Here is a 19,884-nt window from a genome sequence, read left to right as displayed (position 1 = left end):
CGACAGTTAAAAGAATCTAGAGCGAGCGCCATGCGCTCTCTTGGGAGCACAAAGGCCGCTCTAATTATCTGTTTTAACGCGCATCTTTGTCCGAAAACCGTTTCACACTTTTCGGGATGCGCTCTAAATTATGTAGTAGGCCAATTTTAACGAAATTCGTAGCGAAGACCCGCACGGACCGTATGGATATTGAAGCCGTTGTCCTTGGCCTGTGTTCCAGTTGCGCCCGGACCTTCAACGTTGCCAAACGGGTTTGTGCTGCGGTCAGCAGCATCGTAACCATAGGCCTTGCCGCCGTTCACCCTCAGATAACGGTAACCAAGATCAAGCTTGAGCTGATCGGTCAGATCGTAGCTGACACCGGCCATCAGAGCCATGGCAAAGCGCCAGCTGTCGAGGCCGTCCTTGTCGCTGGTATAGGTGCATATGGAGCAGATTTCCTTGGTTTTCCAGGTGTCGTACTTCACATAAGCTGCACCCAGTCCTGCGCCGAGATAAGGTGTTACCATTCCCATTTTAGGCAGGTCGACATAGGCATTGGCCATTGCTGTCCAGACATTGGCTGTCGAAGAGTCTTCATAATGGCAATTGTCTTCAATCGGGTTGAAGCCGAGCGCCGATTTTACGTAGCTTGGGCAATCGGTGCGACCTCTGATGCCTGCACGGAAGAAATCAAGCGTTGCATCGGTACGGAACATTTCATTGAAACGATAGCCGACACCCACACCATAGGAAGCGCCACCTTTGAGTTTGAAATCGTCATAGCGCAAAGTATCATCGATGCCACGATAAGGTGGATCAAACTGATTCCAGAATGCCCAATCGCCATCAGTCTTATTCTTGAAATTATAGCCAATATCGCCGCGAATATACCAGGCAGAGGCAAGAGGGACGGGTGCCACCACGACCGGTTCTTCATAAACAATGTCAGCAGCGTGCGCTCCATTTGCACTGATCAGCATACTGCATGCCATGAGCGCTATCGCGGAAACATATCTCATCTACCCAACTCCAACCGAAATAATCGCGGTTCCCGAACCGTTGGCTAAAGATGGTAAATGAATATGCTTAAACTATCGTTACTTCTTATTAGTGAACACTAAACTAGAGGTAGTATTCGTAGTTGGTAAAGCCATGATACAGGCGTTGAAAAACCCGGTCTAAGCCGGGTTCTACAATTTTTACTTGAAATCGACCGAATGGATGATCGATTGATCGATATCGTTAATGTTGCGCTTGCCGCAAAGCGCCATGGTGATATCGAGTTCTTTGCGAATGATTTCCAGCGCGAGCGTTACGCCTTCTTTGCCCATTGCACCAAGCCCATACAGGAATGGACGGCCGATGAAGACCCCCTGTGCACCAAGGGCACGGGCTTTCAATACATCCTGACCCGAACGGACGCCGCCATCCATATGTACTTCGATCTTGTCACCGACAGCGTCAACAATTGGCTTGAGCATCGAAATTGAGGAGACCGCACCATCAAGCTGACGGCCGCCATGGTTCGACACGATAATCGCATCGGCACCGGTCTTCGCTGCCATCTTTGCATCCTCAACGTCGAGTATGCCTTTGAGAATCAGCTTGCCGCCCCATTGTTCTTTGATCCACGCAACGTCGTTCCAGTTGAGCTGCGGATCGAATTGTTCCGCAGTCCATGAGGACAGCGAAGAGAGATCGGCTACATTCTTGGCGTGGCCTGCAATGTTACGGAACGTACGGCGTTGCGTGCCGAGCATCCCCATGCACCAGCCGGGACGGGTTGCCATCTGCCAGATGTGCTTCGGCGTAAACTTTGGCGGAGCCGAAAGTCCGTTGCGCAGATCCTTGTGGCGTTGGCCCAGAATTTGAAGGTCAAGCGTGAGAACCAACGCAGAGCAGCCAGCAGCTTTGGCGCGGCTGATCAGGTTCTTTACAAACTCTCGATCTTTCATCACGTAAAGCTGGAACCAGAATGGCTTCTTGGTCACGGATGCAACATCTTCAATGGAGCAAATGCTCATCGTCGACAGTGTAAATGGTACGCCGAAGGCCTCTGCGGCTTGCGCTGCGAGCATTTCGCCGTCGGCATGCTGCATGCCGGTGAGACCTGTCGGGGCGAGGGCGACCGGCATGGCCACCTTTTCACCAACCATTGTTGTTTCAAGCGAACGATTGGTCATATCGACCAACACGCGCTGACGCAGTTTGATCTTTGCGAAATCAGCTTCGTTTGCCCGATAAGTAGACTCAGTCCAAGCGCCGGAATCAGCATAATCGAAGAACATCTTCGGGACACGACGTTGTGCAAGCCGTTTCAGATCGGCAATCTCAACGATGTTCGGCATTCTCCCACCCCTTGTGGTCAGTTTTCTTTACCAATCGCATGAAGGATTGTTGACCTGAAATCAAGTGCAAACCGTTTCACACTTTTGGGGAGCACTCTATTTAATGGGCTGTGTAATTCAACTATATTAAAAGTCGGCTTCTATGGTCGGTGCGATATTGGAGTGACCAGTAGTGTCTTTACGACGGCGATTGGCCATTTTGGGCGCATAGTGGATGCCGAAATTGTGAGAAATATTGCATCGTTATGTGATACGCGTTGAGCGCAAAAGCTATGCAATTGAGGATGACGACATGAGCAAAGCTTCGGGACCCAAGTTCATCGGCAAGCGGTCGAGTGCTGCAGGTGGGTGGGGCGCATTGAAAAGCTGTGGCAAGCAATTGCTTGCCAGCGGTGCACCGCTTACCGGTGCGCGTGCTCTTCTCAAGGCCAACCAGCCAGACGGTTTCGATTGTCCTGGTTGCGCATGGGGCGATCCCGAGCACGGCTCGTCGTTCGAGTTCTGCGAGAACGGTGTGAAGGCGGTGGCCTGGGAGGCGACCGAGCGACGCACAACACCGAAGTTCTTCACAGAGCATACGGTTTCGGAACTGCAATCGTGGACCGATTATGCGCTCGAGAACACGGGGCGTCTGACGCATCCGATGCGCTACAATGCAGCAACCGACAAATACGAAGCCGTTGAGTGGGATGAAGCTTTTGGCGCTATTGGCGACACATTGAAGAGCTTCGATACGCCAGACCGTGTGGAATTTTATACCTCGGGCCGTGCATCCAACGAAGCGGCATTTCTCTATCAGCTTTTCGTGCGGGCTTATGGCACGAACAATTTCCCTGACTGCTCCAACATGTGCCATGAGGCCAGCGGTGTGGCGCTCAAACAATCGGTAGGTGTTGGCAAGGGAACTGTTTTGCTTGAGGATTTCGAGCAAGCCGATGCTATTTTTGTAGTCGGACAAAATCCCGGCACCAACCATCCCCGCATGCTTGGCGATCTGCGGCGCGCAGCAGAGCGCGGTGCCAAGATCGTGGTCTTCAATCCGGTCCGCGAACGCGGACTTGAGCGCTTCGCCGATCCGCAAAACAAGCTTGAAATGATGCATGGCGGCAGTGAAGCTATCGCCAGCGATTATTATCAACCGCGTCTTGGTGGCGATCTTGCCGCGTTCCGTGGCATGGCCAAGGCGGTCTTTGCGGCTGATGATGCAGCGCTCGCAGCTGGTGAACCGTCGGTTCTGGATCGTGAATTTCTGGCAGAGCATACGGCGGAATTCGAAGCTTATCGTGCAGCTGTCGATGCAACTTCATGGGACGAAATTGAGGACCAGTCGGGGCTTCTGCGTCAGTCTCTGGAACATGCCGCTCACATTTACATGCAGGCTGGCCGCGTTATCTGCACCTGGGCGATGGGTATCACGCAACATCGTCATTCGGTGATTATGATCCGCGAAATCACCAATTTCATGCTGCTGCGCGGCAATATTGGAAAGCCAGGCGCGGGGCTGTGCCCGGTTCGTGGCCATTCCAATGTGCAGGGTGATCGCACGGTCGGAATCAATGAACGCCCGTCTGCCGACTTTCTGGATGCGCTGGAAAAGGAATTTGGTTTCAAAGCGCCGCGCGAACCGGGGCACAATGTGCTTGGTGCGATCGGAGCCATGCTCGATGGATCGGCGAAAGCCTTTATTGCTCTGGGTGGCAATTTCGCCCGCGCAACGCCTGACAGTCCGATGATTATCAAGGCACTTTCCAGCCAGCGATTGACCGTGCATATCGCAACGAAACTCAACCATTCGCACCTTTTGCCGGGGCAGGATTCGTTCATTTTGCCGTGTCTCGGGCGCACCGAGATTGATCTTAATTCCAAAGGTGTGGCGCAGATTGTTACCGTCGAAGATTCCATGAGCATGGTGCATGGATCAGGCGGCATCAACCACCCGGCTTCGGCGTTGCTCCGCTCGGAAGTTGCAATCATTGCCGGCATGGCAAATGCAACATTGGGTGCAAAGCCTGTCGATTGGTTAGAACTGGCTGATGACTACGACCTTATCCGCGATCATATTTCGCGGGTCTTGCCCGATTTCTATGACTTTAATGTGCGTGTCCGTGTGCCGCGTGGTTTCCATTTACGCAACACGGCGCGCGAACTGGAATGGGTAACGCCTAACGGTAAAGCAACGTTCTGGAGCGGGGCGATGCCAGAGGCCGTCGAGCATCAACAGGCGCGTGGAAAGCCCGGACGCTATGTCTTGCAGACTTTCCGCAGTCACGATCAGTACAACACGACGATTTATGGCATGGACGACCGCTATCGTGGCGTTTATGGCGAGCGGCAGGTGGTTTTCATGAACCCTGCTGATATGTCGGACATTGGTGTTGAAGCGGGTGATCGAGCCGATGTTGTCGGTGATTTTGCAGATGGGGTTGAACGCGTTGCACGTGATTTCCGCTTTGTGCCCTATGATATTCCGCGTGGTTGTATCGCGGGCTATTACCCGGAAATGAATGTGCTGGTGCCGCTTAGTAGTGCCGGTGACGAAAGTTACACGCCAACGTCAAAATCGGTGATCGTTTCTTTCCGCCCAGTTCAGGCGGTGAATGCCTGATGGAAGAAGCCGAGTATATGGCACTGGTGGATGCGCTTGAAGCTGCATCAGGTAGGATTTCGCGGCTTGGCGCCGGTATTATTGCTGCGCTTGCGTTTGATATAGCATCGGACAGTCGCAGTTTTTCACGAATACTTGGAGTAGCTCACGCTCTTGTGTTGCGTGAGGTTGTAGCTCTTGGCGCTGATGGGGGCTATATCCGCATCCGGCAGCGTGATGAACGGACGCAGCGCACACGTTATGAGTTGAATGCAACAGGCAATCGGCTTGTTGAAGAAATACGACTATAAATTATTCTGATTTATTATTTAGATTTCCAGCGTTTTCCCAAAGCTATTTTGAGAGACGCATTTTTATATGCGAACATGATGATTAATGATGTTTTTAAAGCATGCTTTTCTCAGCATTATTTTGGTTGCATTGTGCCCTCCAGGAAAAGAGCGAGAATCGTATAGATGGCCACAAAATTTTATCCTCTTGTGAAAGCGGCACATAGTGCGCTTCGAGCGATTATGGGCGTTCTCGTTGTTACAACAGGGGTCCTCGCTTCAGCGTTTTATGCTCATGCTGAAACCAGCGGCGTCGTTGCTGTTGCCGTGACAGAAAGCAAGTTAATCGACTATCAGCCAAAGCTTACGCTATCAGGCGCGATAGCTGCCCGTTCGCTGGTCAATGTATCGTTCCGCGTTAATGGGCAGGTTGTGGAGCGTATGGTCGAAATCGGCCAGCATGTCGAAAAAGGTGCAATCCTTGCGCGGATCGACAATGCCGAGCAGCAATCCAATATGCGCGTCGCGCAGGCTTCCAAGGACGCCGCACAAGCCCAGCTAGTGCAGGCAGAAGCCAGTTTCAGACGCCAGCAAGCCTTGCTTGCACAAGGGTTTACCACGCGTTCGCAATTCGATCAGTCCGAGCAAGTTTACCGCACGGCGCAAAGCACGCTGATGAATGCTGAAACCCAGCTTGGCAATGCGCGTGATGAGCTTTCCTATACAGAACTTCATGCGCCGGTTTCGGGTGTGTTGACGGCCCGCAATATTGAAACCGGGCAGGTGGTTCAGGCTGCGCAAACGGCGTTTTCGATTGCCGAAGATGGTCCGCGTGATGCGATCTTCGATGTTCAGGAAACGCTGGTCAATTATGCCAAGATTGGCATGGACGTTACCCTCGCTTTGCTGTCGGATGATAGCGTTCAGGCGGAAGGAAAAATTCGCGAAATCTCGCCAGTGGTTGATGCACAGACTGGCACCGTGCGCGTGAAAGTTGGCATTGCCAATACGCCTGAACAGATGGCGCTTGGTGCCACTATAACGGGCACCGTCCATATGGAAAATCAGCAAGTGGTGATCCTGCCATGGAGCGCCATGACGTCCGATTCGGGCCGTACAGCTGTCTGGCGCGTAGCGAAGGACACACAAGTTGCGACCCTCGTGCCGGTTAAGGTGCTGGCCTATGAAAAAGAACGAGTGATCGTTGCTTCCGGTTTGGGTGTTGGCGAACTCATTGTTACCAAAGGCGCACAAATGCTTCGTTCGGGCGCTCAGACCGAGATTATGCAGGGTCTTGAAGGAGCCGGTGCACAATGAAGCCGACCATGAAGCTCTTGAGCTGCCTCGCTATTGTTGGTTCGCTCATAACACTTGCGGCCTGTGGCAAGGATGATGACAAATCATCGGGAGCCGAAGCAATTCGCCCGGTGCTTTACACGATTGCAACACCCAAGCCTGCGATCCAGACCAGTTTTGCCGGCACCATCGAACCACGATATTCGACCGACCTTGCGTTTAGGGTTCTTGGTCGCATCATTGCGCGCCCGGTTATAGTGGGCGATCTCGTCAAGAAAGACGAAATGGTTGCGATGCTCGACCCTTCCACGCTCGATCTTTCGGTGCAGTCGGCAAAAGCTGATCTTTCCAGTGCTGAAGCACAATATGCCAATGCTGCGGCCAGTGAAGAACGTCTGCGTATTCTGCTCAAAGGCAACAATATTTCACAGGCCGATTATGATGCTGCAAAGCAGGCGCGTGACAGCGCTCAGGCCGGGCTTGAAAAAGCGCAGGCTGGATTGCGCAAGGCGGAAGATCAGCGCGGATATGCTGTTTTAAGTCCGGATTTTGATGGCGTCATTTCAGCCACCAATGCCGAAGTTGGTCAGGTGGTGGCCGCAGGGCAGGCAGTGATGACGGTTGCAAGGCCCGACATTCGTGAAGCGGTTCTCGATATCCCCGACAGCATGACAGAATATTTCGTGGCGGGAACGCCGTTTAATGTGCAGCTGCAAGCTGATCCGACGGTGACTGGAAATGGCACTGTGCGCGAGGTCGCCCCCCAGGCCGATGCTCAGACCCGTACACGTCGGGTTCGGATCGCGCTTGAGAATCCGCCGGAAGGTTTCCGCCTTGGCGCGACCATCAGGGCGGGGCTTGCAAGAGCGGAAAAAGACCACGTGATTTTGCCGATACAGGCTTTGCTTGAGAAAGACGGCAAAACCGAAATCTGGGTCATTGATCCTAAAACACAGACCGTAAGCCTCCAAGACATTCAGGTTGTCGAACGTCGCAGCGAGAGTTTTGTTGCCGATAATGTTGAAGTTGGCAGCTATGTGGCGATTGCCGGAGTGAACGAACTCAAGCAAGGGCAAAAAGTCCGTCTGGATGCGAAGGGAAGCAGCCTATGAAAAAAGGTTTCAATCTTTCTGATTGGGCTTTGAACCACCGGTCGCTGGTCTGGTATTTCATGCTCGTCTTTCTGGTCGCGGGGCTCATCTCCTATCTTGATCTAGGGCGCGCGGAAGATCCGGAATTTACCGTGAAGACGATGGTGGTGCAGGCCAACTGGCCGGGCGCATCCATCGATGAAACGATGAATCAGGTTACGGATCGTATCGAGAAGAAGCTCGAAGAACTCGACACACTCGATTATACACGCAGCGTCACCACGGCAGGCAAGTCGGTCGTATTTGTCTTTTTGAAGGATACGGTTCGCAAGGAACAGGTCACAAAAGCCTGGTCCGAAGTGCGTCATATGCTCGACGACATAAAGCCAAACATGCCGGAAGGCGTCTATGGTCCCTATTACAACGACAAGTTCGGCGATGTTTTTGGCAATATCTTTGCCTTCACTGCGGATGGGCTGTCGATGCGGCAGCTGCGTGATTATGCGGAAGATGTACGCACGAAAATTCTGACTATACCCAATGCCGGTAAAGTTGAACTCATTGGCGCGCAGGATGAGGCAATCTATCTCGAGTTCTCGACCCGACAAGTGGCAGCCCTTGGCCTTGATCAGCAGGCCATTCTGAAAGCGCTTCAGGATCAAAATGCCATTACGCCATCCGGTGTGGTGCAGGCCGGGCCTGAGCGGATCAGCGTTCGCGTCAGCGGGCAGTTCAATTCGGAAGCTGATCTTCGTGCGGTCAACCTCCGTGTGAATGATCGTTTCTTCCGCTTGTCGGACGTGGCGACCATCACGCGCGGTTATGTCGATCCACCATCATCGATTTTCCGGGTCAACGGCCAAGATGCGATTGGTCTGGGCATTGGCATGAAGCCAAATGGCAATCTGCTTGAGTTCGGTGAGAAGCTGGACGCATTGATGCAAGAAGTGAAGGCGGAACTGCCGGTTGGTATCAATGTATTGAAAGTGGCCGATCAGCCCGAAGTTGTTCAAGATGCTGTTTCGGGTTTCACGCAGGCACTGTTTGAGGCGGTTGTGATCGTTCTGGCCGTGAGCTTCATCAGCCTTGGCTTGCGAGCAGGCTTCGTGGTGTCGCTGTCCATCCCGCTGGTGCTGGCAATTACCTTCCTTGCCATGTCTTTGATGGATATTTCATTGCAACGCGTGTCACTTGGTGCGCTGATTATCGCGCTGGGGCTTCTGGTCGATGACGCGATGATTGCGGTGGAAATGATGGTTGCCCGGCTGGAGCAGGGCGACCCCATCAACAAGGCCGCGACCTATGTTTATTCGCACACGGCTTTTCCGATGTTGACGGGTACGCTCGTGACCATCGCGGGATTCATTCCGATTGGCCTCAACACCAGTCAGGCGGGCGAATATACGTTCACGCTTTTTGTGGTGATTGCGGTTTCGCTGATCGTTTCATGGATTGTGGCCGTGTTGTTTGCGCCGCTTCTCGGTGTGACGCTTCTTCCTAAGAAAATGAAGCATCATGAGGAAAAGCGCAGTCGCTTTTTCAAAGCCTTTTCGACGACACTGCTTCTGGCCATGCGCCATAAGTGGATCACCATTATCACGACAATCGCTCTGTTCGTTGTTTCTGTGTTCGGTATGGGCTTTATCGAACGTCAGTTCTTCCCACAGTCCGACCGTCCGGAACTGGTGATCGACTGGACCCTGCCGCAGAACAGTTCCATTGCCGATACCAAGGCACAGATGGAGCGTTTTGAACAGACAATGCTCAAGGACAATCCAGATATCGAGCATTGGAGTACCTATGTCGGACAAAGCGCGATCCGTTTCATTCTCTCTTTCGATGTGCAGCCAGCCAATCCGTATTTCGGACAGATGGTGGTGGTCGCCAAGGATGTGGAAGCGCGTGATCGCCTGAAAGCGAAATTCGATGACGTTCTGCGCAAGGATTATGTGGGTACAGATACGTTTGTGAAATTCCTTGAACTTGGACCGCCGGTCGGGCGTCCGGTGCAGTATCGCATTTCCGGCCCTGATGTTCAGAAGCTGCGCGGCATTGCTCAGGATTTTGCTGGCATTATGAGTGCTGATAAGCGGCTCGGTGTTGTCAACTACAACTGGAATGAACCGGGGCGTGTTATCCGTGTCGACGTGATGCAGGATAAAGCGCGGAAGCTTGGCATTTCATCCAAGGATATTGCCACGACATTGAATGGCGTTGTTGGCGGCATCAGCATCACGCAGGTTCGCGATTCAATTTATCTCATCGATGTCATTGTTCGCGCGCAGAAGCATGAACGCGATTCCATCGACACATTGCAAAGCCTGCAGATTGCGACTGGCAACGGCAGTTCGGTACCGCTGGCAGCTATTGCCAATTTCCGCTACGAGCTTGAGCAGCCGGTGATTTATCGCCGTTCGCGCATTCCAACGATAACGGTTGCTGCTGGTATCGTTGATAAAACGATGCCGGATACTATCGTCAAAGAACTTGAACCTTCGGTGAAGGCGTTCGTCGATAAGCTCCCCGCTGGCTATTCCGTTGTAACGGCTGGCACAGTTGAGGAAAGTGGCAAGAGTCAGGGGCCGATTGCGGCTGTGGTGCCACTGATGCTGTTCGTCATGGCAACAGTGCTGATGCTGCAATTGCAGAGCTTCCAGCGGTTGTTCCTCGTGGTGGCAGTGGCTCCGCTGGGTCTGATTGGCGTGGTTGCAGCACTGCTTCCAAGTGGCAAGCCACTTGGCTTCGTGGCGATCCTTGGGGTGTTGGCACTCATCGGTATTCTCATCCGAAATTCGGTCATTCTGATCGTGCAGGTAGAGGAGCATATAACCGATGGCATTCATCCTTGGGATGCTGTCGTGATGGCCAGTCAGCACCGTATGCGGCCGATTGCGCTGACAGCAGCAGCTGCAAGTCTGGCACTGATCCCCATTGCGCGTGAGGTGTTCTGGGGGCCGATGGCCTATGCCATGATGGGCGGCATCATTGCCGGTACGGCCATTACGCTGCTGTTCCTTCCCGCGCTCTATGTGGCATGGTTCCGTATCAAGGAACCTGACGCAAAAAACACACAAACGGCGGTGGAGCCAAAGCCGCAACATTGATATGAAGAAAGTCTGCCTCGTGCAGACTTTTCTTTTTCGGAGAATGATCATGCAGACTGCCCCATCATTGATGCTACAGGAAACCGAACAGTCGCCATCTGTGGTGGCGAAACTTCTTGCAGCAGAGGCGGCAACATTTGCGGAGATCGGGCGGCTGTTTGAAAATTCGCCTTGGGTGATCACGACCGCTGCACGTGGCTCTTCCGATCATGCGGCTACATTCTTCAAATATCTGATGGAGATCGCCACCGGCATTCCCGTTGCCTCGATTGGTCCATCAGTGGCCTCCGTTTATGGCGCGAAGCTGAAACTGGAGGGTGGTCTGCATTTTACCGTGTCGCAATCGGGCGCAAGTCCCGACATTATTGCCGTGCAGGAGGCAGCAAAACGTGGTGGTGCAACGACCGTCGCGGTGGTGAATGTCACTGATAGCCCACTGGCAAAATCTGCCGATATTGTCCTGGCACTTCACGCGGGTGAAGAAAAAAGCGTTGCCGCAACCAAGTCTTTCATCGCGTCTGTGGCCGCACTGTCTGGGGTTGTCGCTGCGGCAAGCGAGGACAAAGGATTGCAAGTCGGATTGGGACGCTTGCCGGAAGCGCTCGCTGCGACGAAGCCCGAAGGCCGTGAGACAGTCGAAGATCTGCTTTTCAATGCCCGGTCGCTGTTCACAGGTGGACGCGGCACAGCCTATGCCATTTCGCTTGAAGCGGCGCTGAAAGCCAAGGAAACGGCGAACATCCATGCAGAAGCTTTCTCGCTCGCAGAATTGATGCACGGCCCGATGCGTCTGGTGGAAGATGGCTTTCCAATTATCTCTTTCATCCCGCGGGACGAGGCATTGAAAACAAGCATTGAAGCACTCAACCGTCTCGGCTCGTTTGGTGCCAACCTTGTATCATTTGGAAATGCTGAAGTGCCAGGTTATCGCATACCATCGGCCAGCACCGGCAATGGACATCTCGACCCGCTTGTGTCGCTAATCAACTATTATCGTATTATTGAAGCAGTGACGCGCCGCAAGGGCTTTGATCCAGACAAGCCGCGTAATCTCGCCAAGGTCACGTCCACCGTATAACGAGCAGGCCAAATTCACGACATCTGCCGCGTAAAGCACTTGATAGCGCAATCCGGTCAGTGCATTACGCATTCTGGCATGGCTGGCACTGCGTCGTGCAGTAGAAATCACGATGTGGTTGTGCCTGCACGATAGAACAGTTCTGGTTAAACTGAATAATACGAACCGCTCTATCATTTAGTTTTTACGCAATGTACGGCGTAAACCGCTCTGTACTTTTGCTGGGAATGCTTTTGAGGAAGTCCGATGCATAACTTTGTCCTGACCGTCACCTGTAAATCCACGCGTGGCATCGTTGCCGCTATTTCCGGTTATTTGTCGGGCAAGGGTTGCAACATCGTCGACAGTGCGCAGTTTGACGATTTGGATACTGGCCGCTTCTTCATGCGGGTTAGCTTCATTTCTGAGGAAGGCGTGCCGCTTGATGCTTTGCGCGACGGCTTTACACCGATCGCTGCACCTTTCGAGATGAATTTTGATTTCCACGACAATGCACATCGCACCAAGACATTGCTGATGGTGTCGCGTTTTGGTCATTGCCTCAACGATCTCCTCTATCGCTGGAAGATCGGGGCACTGCCAATCGATATCGTCGGTGTCGTGTCGAACCATTTTGACTACCAGAAGGTCGTCGTGAACCACGACATTCCCTTCCATCACGTCGCTGTAACCAAGGCTAACAAGCCAGAGGCCGAGCAGCGCCTTCTTGATATCGTCAACGATACCGGCACTGAACTGGTGGTTCTTGCGCGTTATATGCAGGTTTTGTCAGACCCGCTCTGCCAGAAAATGTCGGGCCGCATCATCAATATCCATCACTCCTTCCTGCCGTCTTTCAAGGGTGCGAACCCGTATAAGCAGGCCTATGAGCGCGGTGTGAAGCTGATTGGTGCTACCGCACATTATGTCACCGCTGATCTTGATGAAGGTCCGATCATTGAGCAGGATGTGGCGCGTGTAACCCATGCGCAGAGTGCTGCGGATTACGTATCCATCGGACGTGATGTCGAAGCGCAGGTTTTGGCGCGTGCCGTTCACGCGCATATCCATCACCGTTCATTCCTCAACGGCAATCGCACCGTCGTATTCCCGGCCTCTCCCGGTTCATTCGCCTCCGAACGCATGGGCTGATCGACCAGTCGATATTTACGCACTGACGGTCTGCAAATGGCGCTTCTCTGTGCTTCCGGTGCTCATGTACCTTAAAGTACACTCCGCTCCGGTTCTCGAGAAAGCACCATTCTCGCCGCGTCATTGCAAAAATCTCAACCGGTTGATGCGTTGTGCCAATTCAAAGATTAAGCCAATAAAAAACCCCGCCAAAAGCGGGGTTTTCTTTTGATCCGAAATCAGACCGATTAGTCGATGTCGAAGGAAACGCCCTGTGCGAGCGGCAGAGCCTTCGAATAGTTTACGGTGTTGGTCGCACGGCGCATATAGCCTTTCCACGCATCCGAACCCGATTCACGACCGCCGCCAGTTTCCTTTTCGCCGCCGAATGCGCCGCCGATTTCAGCACCCGAAGTGCCGATGTTGACGTTGGCAATGCCGCAATCCGAACCTTCAACCGAGAGGAAACGTTCTGCTTCCTGCAGGTTGAGCGTGAAGATCGACGAGGACAGACCTGCGCCAACTTCGTTGTGGCTCGCCAGCACGTCGTCGAAGTCAGAATACTTCATGACGTAAAGGATCGGAGCGAAGGTTTCTTCGAGAACTGGACCCTGCTGCTTTGGCATTTCGACGATAGCCGGACGCACATAGTAAGCGTTTTCATGGCCAGCATCGACGCGTTCGCCGCCCTGTACCTTGCCGCCGTGAGCGGCTGCTTCCTTGAGTGCCTTCTGCATGTTGTCGAAAGCAACCTTGTCGATCAATGGACCAACGAGAGCAGTAGTTTCGAGCGGCGAGCCGACGGAAACGCTTGCATAAGCCTTCTGAAGACGTGGAACGAGCGCATCATAAACGCTTTCGTGCACGAACAGACGACGGAGCGTCGTGCAACGCTGACCAGCGGTGCCCATTGCGCCGAAAGCGATTGCGCGCAGTGCCATGTCGAGATCTGCCGATGGGCAGACGATACCGGCATTGTTGCCGCCGAGTTCGAGGATTGCACGAGCAAAACGCTTTGCAAGGCGTGGACCAACTTCGCGGCCCATGCGGGTCGAACCGGTTGCCGAAAGAACAGGAACCTTTGGGCTGTCAACGAGAACTTCACCAACAGTACGGTCACCGAGTACGACTTCAGCCAGACCTTCTGGAGCATCGCCAAAACGCTTGATGGCGCGCTTCAGGATTGCGTCACATGCAATAGCGGTGAGCAGGGTCTTTTCCGATGGCTTCCAGACAACTGCGTTACCGCAAACGATAGCGAGAGCGGAGTTCCATGCCCAGACAGCAACTGGGAAGTTGAAGGCCGAGATAACGCCGACAACGCCGAGCGGATGCCAGGTTTCCATCATGCGATGGCCAGCGCGTTCGGTTGCGATGGTGAGACCGTAGAGCTGACGCGACAGACCGACTGCGAAATCGCAGATGTCGATCATTTCCTGTACTTCGCCGAGGCCTTCCGAAGGAATCTTGCCAGCTTCGAGCGAAACGAGACGGCCGAGATCTTCCTTGGAAGCGCGGAGTTCTTCACCCAAGAGACGGATCAGTTCGCCACGCTTTGGAGCTGGAACAGTGCGCCATGCGCGGAAAGCTTCGTCAGCCTTGTCGATGATCTTGACTGCATCTTCTTTGCTGTGGGTCTTGATCGAAGCGATCTGTTCACCGGAGACCGGGCTGAAGCCAGCGAGGTCGCCCGACGTGTAGATTGAGGCGTCAACGCCAAGCTTGGAAAGCAGATCAGCGGCTTCTTTTTTCACGTCGAGTTTTTTAACAGCGGTGTTCATGTTTATCCTCTTAAACTGCTTTATTATTATTCTGCTGCTTCAAGACCGCTCAGGCGGGCCTGTACAGCTTCGATGGATTCGCGTTCGATACGAGCATAATGCTCGAATTCATTAAGAACTTTGGCGCCAAGGTCTTCCTCGAAACGCTTCTGGTTCGGGCTTTCCACAAAATCCTGCGCGTCGTCGTCGCCCAGATTGGACTGGAAGATACCAGCAGCACTGACCGGCAGGAAGTCTTCATAGATGATCGGATCGAACTGGACTGCGCCGCCTTCGATCAGGGTCTCAATATCGGTATCTGGTCTGAAGGCTGCAAGACGTGCGGCATCCTTGACCGAATAGGCGAAATAACCAAGGCCTTCTTCGCGAATGCCAGCCCATGTGTCAGGGAAAGCCGCAAAGGTGTCGCTCAGCGCCTTCACATATTCAGCCGAGTTTGAACCATCAGGGGCAGGGCGTGCAACTGCGCGGGTGTCGTTGAGCAGCTTGTCGTAAAGCGCACGGCCCTTTGGTGTGAGAGCGACGCCACGCTGTTCGATTTCGCCGAAACGAGCGGTATGCGAGCCAGGTGTCCACTTGCCATCTTCACCGATGAACGAGACTTCTTCTTCCAGTGCCTTGAACGAGGTCTGACGCAGAAGAATCGCACATTTGCGGGTTGGCGGGCCTTCAACAACGGCTTTCGGGTTAATGCCGCGTTCTGGCATTTGATCCTGAACGGCATCGATATCGAGGGTGCGCGGGGTCAGGTGGTTGATGTGTGGGCCTTTGAACGACACGACGTCAGCAATCAAGCGATGTGCATCGTGGAGGCGATGATACAGATCGGCGCTGACATTGGCATGGTCGTGCCAACGGAAAGTTTCGAGAACTTCCGTAACCAATGCCTTGGCGTCTGCATCACTCAGACCGCCCTCCGCCTCTGCCTTCTCGACGAGAGCGATAGCGCCCGGCGTGAAGATATTGCGTTTGGAAAGGACCTCTTCCGATTCTTCACGCAGCTTTTCATCTGAAATCAGATCAAGACGCAGCAGAGAGGTGAAAACGCGGAACGGATTATGCTTGAGTGCTGCGTCGTCGATCGGGCGAAAGGCGGTGGAATGCACAGGCACACCAGCAGCACTCAGATCGTAATAACCGACCGGAAACATGCCCATGACAGCGAAAACGCGGCGCATCATGGAAAGTTCAGCAGCCGTTCCGAGGCGGATTGCGCCGTGACGCTCTTCGGAAATGCGCTCGAGCGAGTCGGTTTCCGTCAGGCGCTCGTGCAGATGAGTGTCATCCGCCAGAACCTTGGCGTTAACGTCGGCGACGAGCTCCATCAATGTGCCATAGGCAGGCACTTCTTGCTTATACATGGCCGACATCGCTGCTGAGAACGCAGAGCGAATGGCGTCTGGCGAAATGAATTTATGCTCGTTCATTGCGAAAGCTTCCGTAGAACTTGTGTCATCTTGGGGACGGACATGTTATTTGCGGGAGGAACATGCCGGGATTATGATGAAAATGTATCATATCAGCCGTTTTGCCGTTATGATCGCGACGAACGCAACTATGTTAATGCGAGATTGGAATGAAGCTTAGCAGGAGACTGATCCCCGACATTGCCACGCTACAGGCGTTTGAATGTGCGGCCCGACATGGCAGTTTCACGCAAGCCGCCAATGAACTCAATCTCACCCAGAGTGCTGTCAGCCGTCAGATCAAGGATCTCGAAAGCCAGCTCGGTGTATTGCTGTTTGAGCGCATCCGCCAGCGCATTCTCCTCTCTGACGCAGGGCGAAAGTTCCTGCCGGAAGTGCGGCGTCTGCTCAATCAGACTGAGGATACGATGTTGCGCGCCATGGCGTCTGCGCAATCGACCTCTTCCTTTAGTGTGGCAACGCTGCCGACCTTTGGTACGCGCTGGCTAATGCCGCGCATTCCAGATTTTATTGAAAAGCATCCCGGTATCGCAATCAATGTGGCCTCACGTTCCGGCGTTTTCGACTTTGAAGAACAGCCTTTCGATCTTGCCATCCATTATGGCCAGCCGGTCTGGGCACATGCGACCTGCGCCTTCCTGTGCTCAGAGGTGATTGTGCCTGTTGCAAGTCCGAGTCTTCTCAAAGCGCGCCATCCGGCAACCCCGGAAGAGCTGGAAGATGAGCCGCTGTTGCATCTGGCGACGCGCCCCAAGATGTGGGCGCAATGGTTTGAAAGCTGCGGAGTGGAAGGCAAGTCTGCCTATCGTGGCCATCGCTTTGATCAGTTTTCGATGGTGATCGGTGCCGCTCTCGCAGGTCTTGGCTTTGCGCTGTTGCCGCTTTATCTGATCGAACAGGAATTGCGTAACGGCGAACTGGTTATGCTTTTTGAGCAGCCGATGCGTACCGAGAATGACTATTATCTGGTGGTTCCCGAAGGCAAGCTTGAGAACCCGCTGACACAGGTGTTCTGTCAGTGGATCGCGGGGCAGGTCGGCAACACAGACTATTCAGGCTTAGTTCATTCCGAACGGGAATGAATTGTTGCATAAATATTGCTGTCTTTGAGACTGCCAGCACGTGAAATAGTTTTGGCGATAAATGCCGTCTGTTTTTCATCATATGAAATGGTTGCCGTTCATGCTCAACGATCCGCGCTCTCATGGCCTTTGGGAAAAGACCGCTCCAGCCGCACCGAAGACCACAACGCTTAAAGGCGATTTGACCGCCGATGTGGTGATTGTCGGCGGCGGATTTACCGGCCTTTCTACGGCGCTGCATCTTGCGGAAAAGGGCACGAAAGCAATCGTGCTGGAAGGGATCGAAATCGGCTATGGCGGCTCGGGTCGCAATGTCGGTCTGGTCAATGCAGGCATGTGGGTCATGCCTGATGATCTGCCAGGTGTGCTGGGCCAAAAGCACGGCGATCGTTTGCTCGACGTTCTTGGAAATGCGCCGAAGCTGGTGTTTGAACTGATTGAGAAGCATAAGATCAGCTGTGAAGTTGAAAAGCAGGGAACGCTGCATTGCGCTGTTGGCAAGAACGGTCTCAAGGAACTTGAAGATCGCTATGAGCAATGGGCGCGGCGCGGTGCCAATGTGAAGCTGCTTGATGCGAAGGAAACCGAAGCCAAGGTTGGCACGAAAGCCTATGCCGGATCGCTGCTTGATCTGCGGGCCGGTACGATTCAGCCGCTTGCTTATGTGCGCGGTCTGGCACATGCAGCGGTTGCAGCAGGCGCGCAAATCTATACTGCAAGCCCGGTAACGGGTGCCACCGAGCAGAATGGCAAGTGGGTGGTGAAGACTGCCACAGGTACCGTGACAGCTGACTGGGTTGTGGTCGCAACCAATGCCTATACCAATGTGCCTTGGGCAGAGGTTCGCGCGGAATTGGTGCATCTGCCTTATTTCAACATGGCGACCAAGCCGCTTTCCGACAATTTAAAAAAGAGCATTCTGCCAGAACGTCAGGGCGCTTGGGATACGAAGGAAGTTCTATCGTCTTTCCGTTTCGACAGCCAAGGCCGTCTGGTGTTTGGCAGCGTTGGAGCGTTGCGCAATACGGGCGCGGCCGTTCATACGGCATGGGCTAAAAAATCGTTGAAGCGCCTGTTCCCGCAGATCGGAAATGTCGAGTTTGAAGCCGAATGGTATGGCAAGATCGGTATGACCAATGACAGCCTGCCGAAGTTCCATCGTCTTGACCGGAATGTGGTTGGCTTCTCCGGATATAATGGTCGCGGTATTGCACCGGGCACCGTATTCGGACGTTTGCTGGCAGAACTCGTTTCCGGCGCGATTTCCGAGGATGATCTGCCTTTGCCTGTCACCGATCCCAAGGCACAGAATTTCCGCGGCTTGCGTGAAGCCTATTATGAAGCTGGTGCACAGGTGGCACATGCAGCCGGGATAATCATCTAAAGCTGCCTCACACTGTCATATAATTGAAGCCAAAGCCCGTTATGGCATCCGCATCGCTTCCAAGTCGGAAGAGATGCGGAAGGTGAAATCGATCTATTCAAGTGATAGATGCCCTTCTGCAGAATAGAAATCTGCCGGAGGGCATTTTGCTTTTCAAAATCGGTTCCGATTTTGAGGCATATGTTTTAGAGCTTGTTTGACAGGTGAGTCATGAACAGGAATGATCGCGCTTCTCAATACGACAGTATCTGCGCCCTTTCGGCACGTATGCAGCGCCGTCATGCCGGAGCGGCAGGACACACTGCGGAAAATCACACAGAAATTCGAGGAGCCAACTCCATGAACAAGATGCTGAAGCGGGCCAGTGCCATTCCTGCTCTTCTTGCTCTCTCTATCGCTGTCGCTCAGGCCGATACGCTGACGCTTTATACGTCACAGCCTGAAGCAGACGCGGCAAAGACCGTCGAGGCTTTCCGCAAGGCAAACCCGGATACGGATGTTCAGATTTTCCGTTCGGGCACGAGCGAACTTCTCACCAAGCTTGCGGCTGAATTTTCGGCCGGCGCACCGCAGCCTGACATTCTCCTCATCGCCGATGCAGTGACGATGGAAGGTCTGAAGAAGGATAAGCGCCTGCTCGCTTATACGGACGCCAAGGTTGATGGTTTTGCAGCGGATAGCTATGACGCCGACAAGACCTATTTCGGTTCCAAGCTGATCACCACCGGCATCGCCTATAATACGGGTGCGAGCCAGAAGCCTGAACATTGGGCAGATCTTGCGACCACTGAGTATAAGGGGCAGGTGGTTATGCCAAGCCCGCTTTACTCGGGTGCCGCAGCTTACCTTCTGAGTGGTTTCGCGCTTAACAAAGATCTCGGCTGGGATTATTTCAAGAATCTCAAGACCAATGAACTGGCAAGCGTCAAAGGCAATGGTGCTGTGCTGAAATCGGTTGCCAGTGGTGAAAAGCCTTACGGCATTCTCGTGGACTTTATGGCGCTGAATGCAAAAGCAAAAGGCTCGCCAATCGAGTTCGTCTTCCCATCGGAAGGTGTGCCCGCCGTGACGGAACCGGTTGCAATTATGGCGACTGCGAAGAACGTTGATGGTGCCAAGAAATTCGTGGACTTCATTCTGTCAGATGATGGTCAGAAGCTTGCACTTGAGCAGGGTTATCTGCCTGCCAAGGAAGGCGTTGGTCGTCCTGCCTGGCTACCGGAAGGCACCAAGATCAATATCATGCCTATCGACACTCAGAAGGTGCTGGAGCAGACTGGCGCTGACAAGAAGCAGTTTTCCGAACTCTTCGGCGGATAAGGCAAGA

General features: G+C 53.5%; 14 protein-coding genes. 10 read left to right on the top strand and 4 right to left on the bottom strand.

All coding sequences use genetic code 11. The features are described from left to right. Nucleotides 1-146: 146 nt before the first annotated feature. Together CES85_RS18055 and CES85_RS18050 are read right to left on the bottom strand one after the other, a co-directional pair. Nucleotides 147-1,001 (bottom strand): outer membrane protein, encoded by an 855-nt coding sequence (locus CES85_RS18055; protein ID WP_095447172.1) that lies wholly within the window; start codon nucleotides 999-1,001, stop codon nucleotides 147-149. 180 nt (nucleotides 1,002-1,181) lie between these two features. Next, nucleotides 1,182-2,330, bottom strand: a complete 1,149-nt coding sequence (locus CES85_RS18050) for an alpha-hydroxy acid oxidase (protein WP_095447171.1) — start codon at nucleotides 2,328-2,330, stop codon at nucleotides 1,182-1,184. Nucleotides 2,331-2,622: 292 nt separating this feature from the next. On the opposite strand from CES85_RS18050, the gene CES85_RS18045 reads away from it, so the two are divergent. From CES85_RS18045 to purU, 7 genes are all read left to right on the top strand, one after another. Further along, entirely contained in the window at nucleotides 2,623-4,935 is a 2,313-nt protein-coding gene (locus CES85_RS18045) for an FdhF/YdeP family oxidoreductase (RefSeq protein WP_095447955.1), read from the top strand. Continuing rightward, complete coding sequence (locus tag CES85_RS18040) at nucleotides 4,935-5,225, top strand: hypothetical protein (protein ID WP_404901385.1); 291 nt, start codon at nucleotides 4,935-4,937, stop codon at nucleotides 5,223-5,225. Before CES85_RS18045 ends, CES85_RS18040 begins: the two co-directional genes overlap by 1 nt. A gap of 165 nt (nucleotides 5,226-5,390) precedes the next feature. Next, nucleotides 5,391-6,521, top strand: a complete 1,131-nt coding sequence (locus CES85_RS18035; RefSeq protein ID WP_095447169.1) for an efflux RND transporter periplasmic adaptor subunit — start codon at nucleotides 5,391-5,393, stop codon at nucleotides 6,519-6,521. Beyond that, the gene (locus CES85_RS18030; RefSeq protein WP_095447168.1) at nucleotides 6,518-7,612 is read left to right on the top strand and encodes an efflux RND transporter periplasmic adaptor subunit; all 1,095 of its coding nucleotides are present in this window, start codon (nucleotides 6,518-6,520) and stop codon (nucleotides 7,610-7,612) included. Before CES85_RS18035 ends, CES85_RS18030 begins: the two co-directional genes overlap by 4 nt. Beyond that, nucleotides 7,609-10,695 (top strand): efflux RND transporter permease subunit, encoded by a 3,087-nt coding sequence (locus CES85_RS18025; protein ID WP_095447167.1) that lies wholly within the window; start codon nucleotides 7,609-7,611, stop codon nucleotides 10,693-10,695. Before CES85_RS18030 ends, CES85_RS18025 begins: the two co-directional genes overlap by 4 nt. 49 nt (nucleotides 10,696-10,744) lie before the next feature. Beyond that, a complete protein-coding gene (locus tag CES85_RS18020; RefSeq protein ID WP_095447166.1) occupies nucleotides 10,745-11,773 on the top strand; it encodes an SIS domain-containing protein in 1,029 nt (342 codons plus the stop codon). A 246-nt stretch (nucleotides 11,774-12,019) separates the two neighbouring features. After that, nucleotides 12,020-12,904: a formyltetrahydrofolate deformylase gene (purU, locus tag CES85_RS18015; RefSeq protein ID WP_095447165.1), complete on the top strand. Its 885-nt coding sequence runs from the start codon at nucleotides 12,020-12,022 to the stop codon at nucleotides 12,902-12,904. A gap of 227 nt (nucleotides 12,905-13,131) precedes the next feature. Here the strand turns inward: purU and amaB are convergent, their stop codons facing one another. Together amaB and hglS are read right to left on the bottom strand one after the other, a co-directional pair. Next, a complete protein-coding gene (amaB, locus tag CES85_RS18010) occupies nucleotides 13,132-14,664 on the bottom strand; it encodes an L-piperidine-6-carboxylate dehydrogenase (RefSeq protein ID WP_095447164.1) in 1,533 nt (510 codons plus the stop codon). A gap of 26 nt (nucleotides 14,665-14,690) precedes the next feature. Beyond that, on the bottom strand, nucleotides 14,691-16,091 hold the full coding sequence (gene hglS, locus CES85_RS18005) for a 2-oxoadipate dioxygenase/decarboxylase HglS (RefSeq protein WP_095447163.1): 1,401 nt from the start codon (nucleotides 16,089-16,091) through the stop codon (nucleotides 14,691-14,693). A 149-nt stretch (nucleotides 16,092-16,240) separates the two neighbouring features. Here hglS and CES85_RS18000 point away from each other — a divergent pair, with 149 nt between their 5' ends. From CES85_RS18000 to CES85_RS17990, 3 genes are all read left to right on the top strand, one after another. Beyond that, on the top strand, nucleotides 16,241-17,173 hold the full coding sequence (locus CES85_RS18000) for a LysR family transcriptional regulator (RefSeq protein WP_095447162.1): 933 nt from the start codon (nucleotides 16,241-16,243) through the stop codon (nucleotides 17,171-17,173). A gap of 100 nt (nucleotides 17,174-17,273) precedes the next feature. After that, on the top strand, nucleotides 17,274-18,557 hold the full coding sequence (locus tag CES85_RS17995; RefSeq protein WP_095447954.1) for an NAD(P)/FAD-dependent oxidoreductase: 1,284 nt from the start codon (nucleotides 17,274-17,276) through the stop codon (nucleotides 18,555-18,557). A gap of 339 nt (nucleotides 18,558-18,896) precedes the next feature. Next, nucleotides 18,897-19,877, top strand: coding sequence for an ABC transporter substrate-binding protein (locus tag CES85_RS17990; protein ID WP_095447161.1), 981 nt, complete (start codon nucleotides 18,897-18,899; stop codon nucleotides 19,875-19,877). The last annotated feature ends 7 nt before the right edge of the window (nucleotides 19,878-19,884 follow it).

Source organism: Ochrobactrum quorumnocens (genome assembly GCF_002278035.1).
Classification (GTDB): Bacteria; Pseudomonadota; Alphaproteobacteria; order Rhizobiales; family Rhizobiaceae; genus Brucella; species Brucella quorumnocens.
This window is presented reverse-complemented; position numbering and strand designations above follow the sequence as displayed.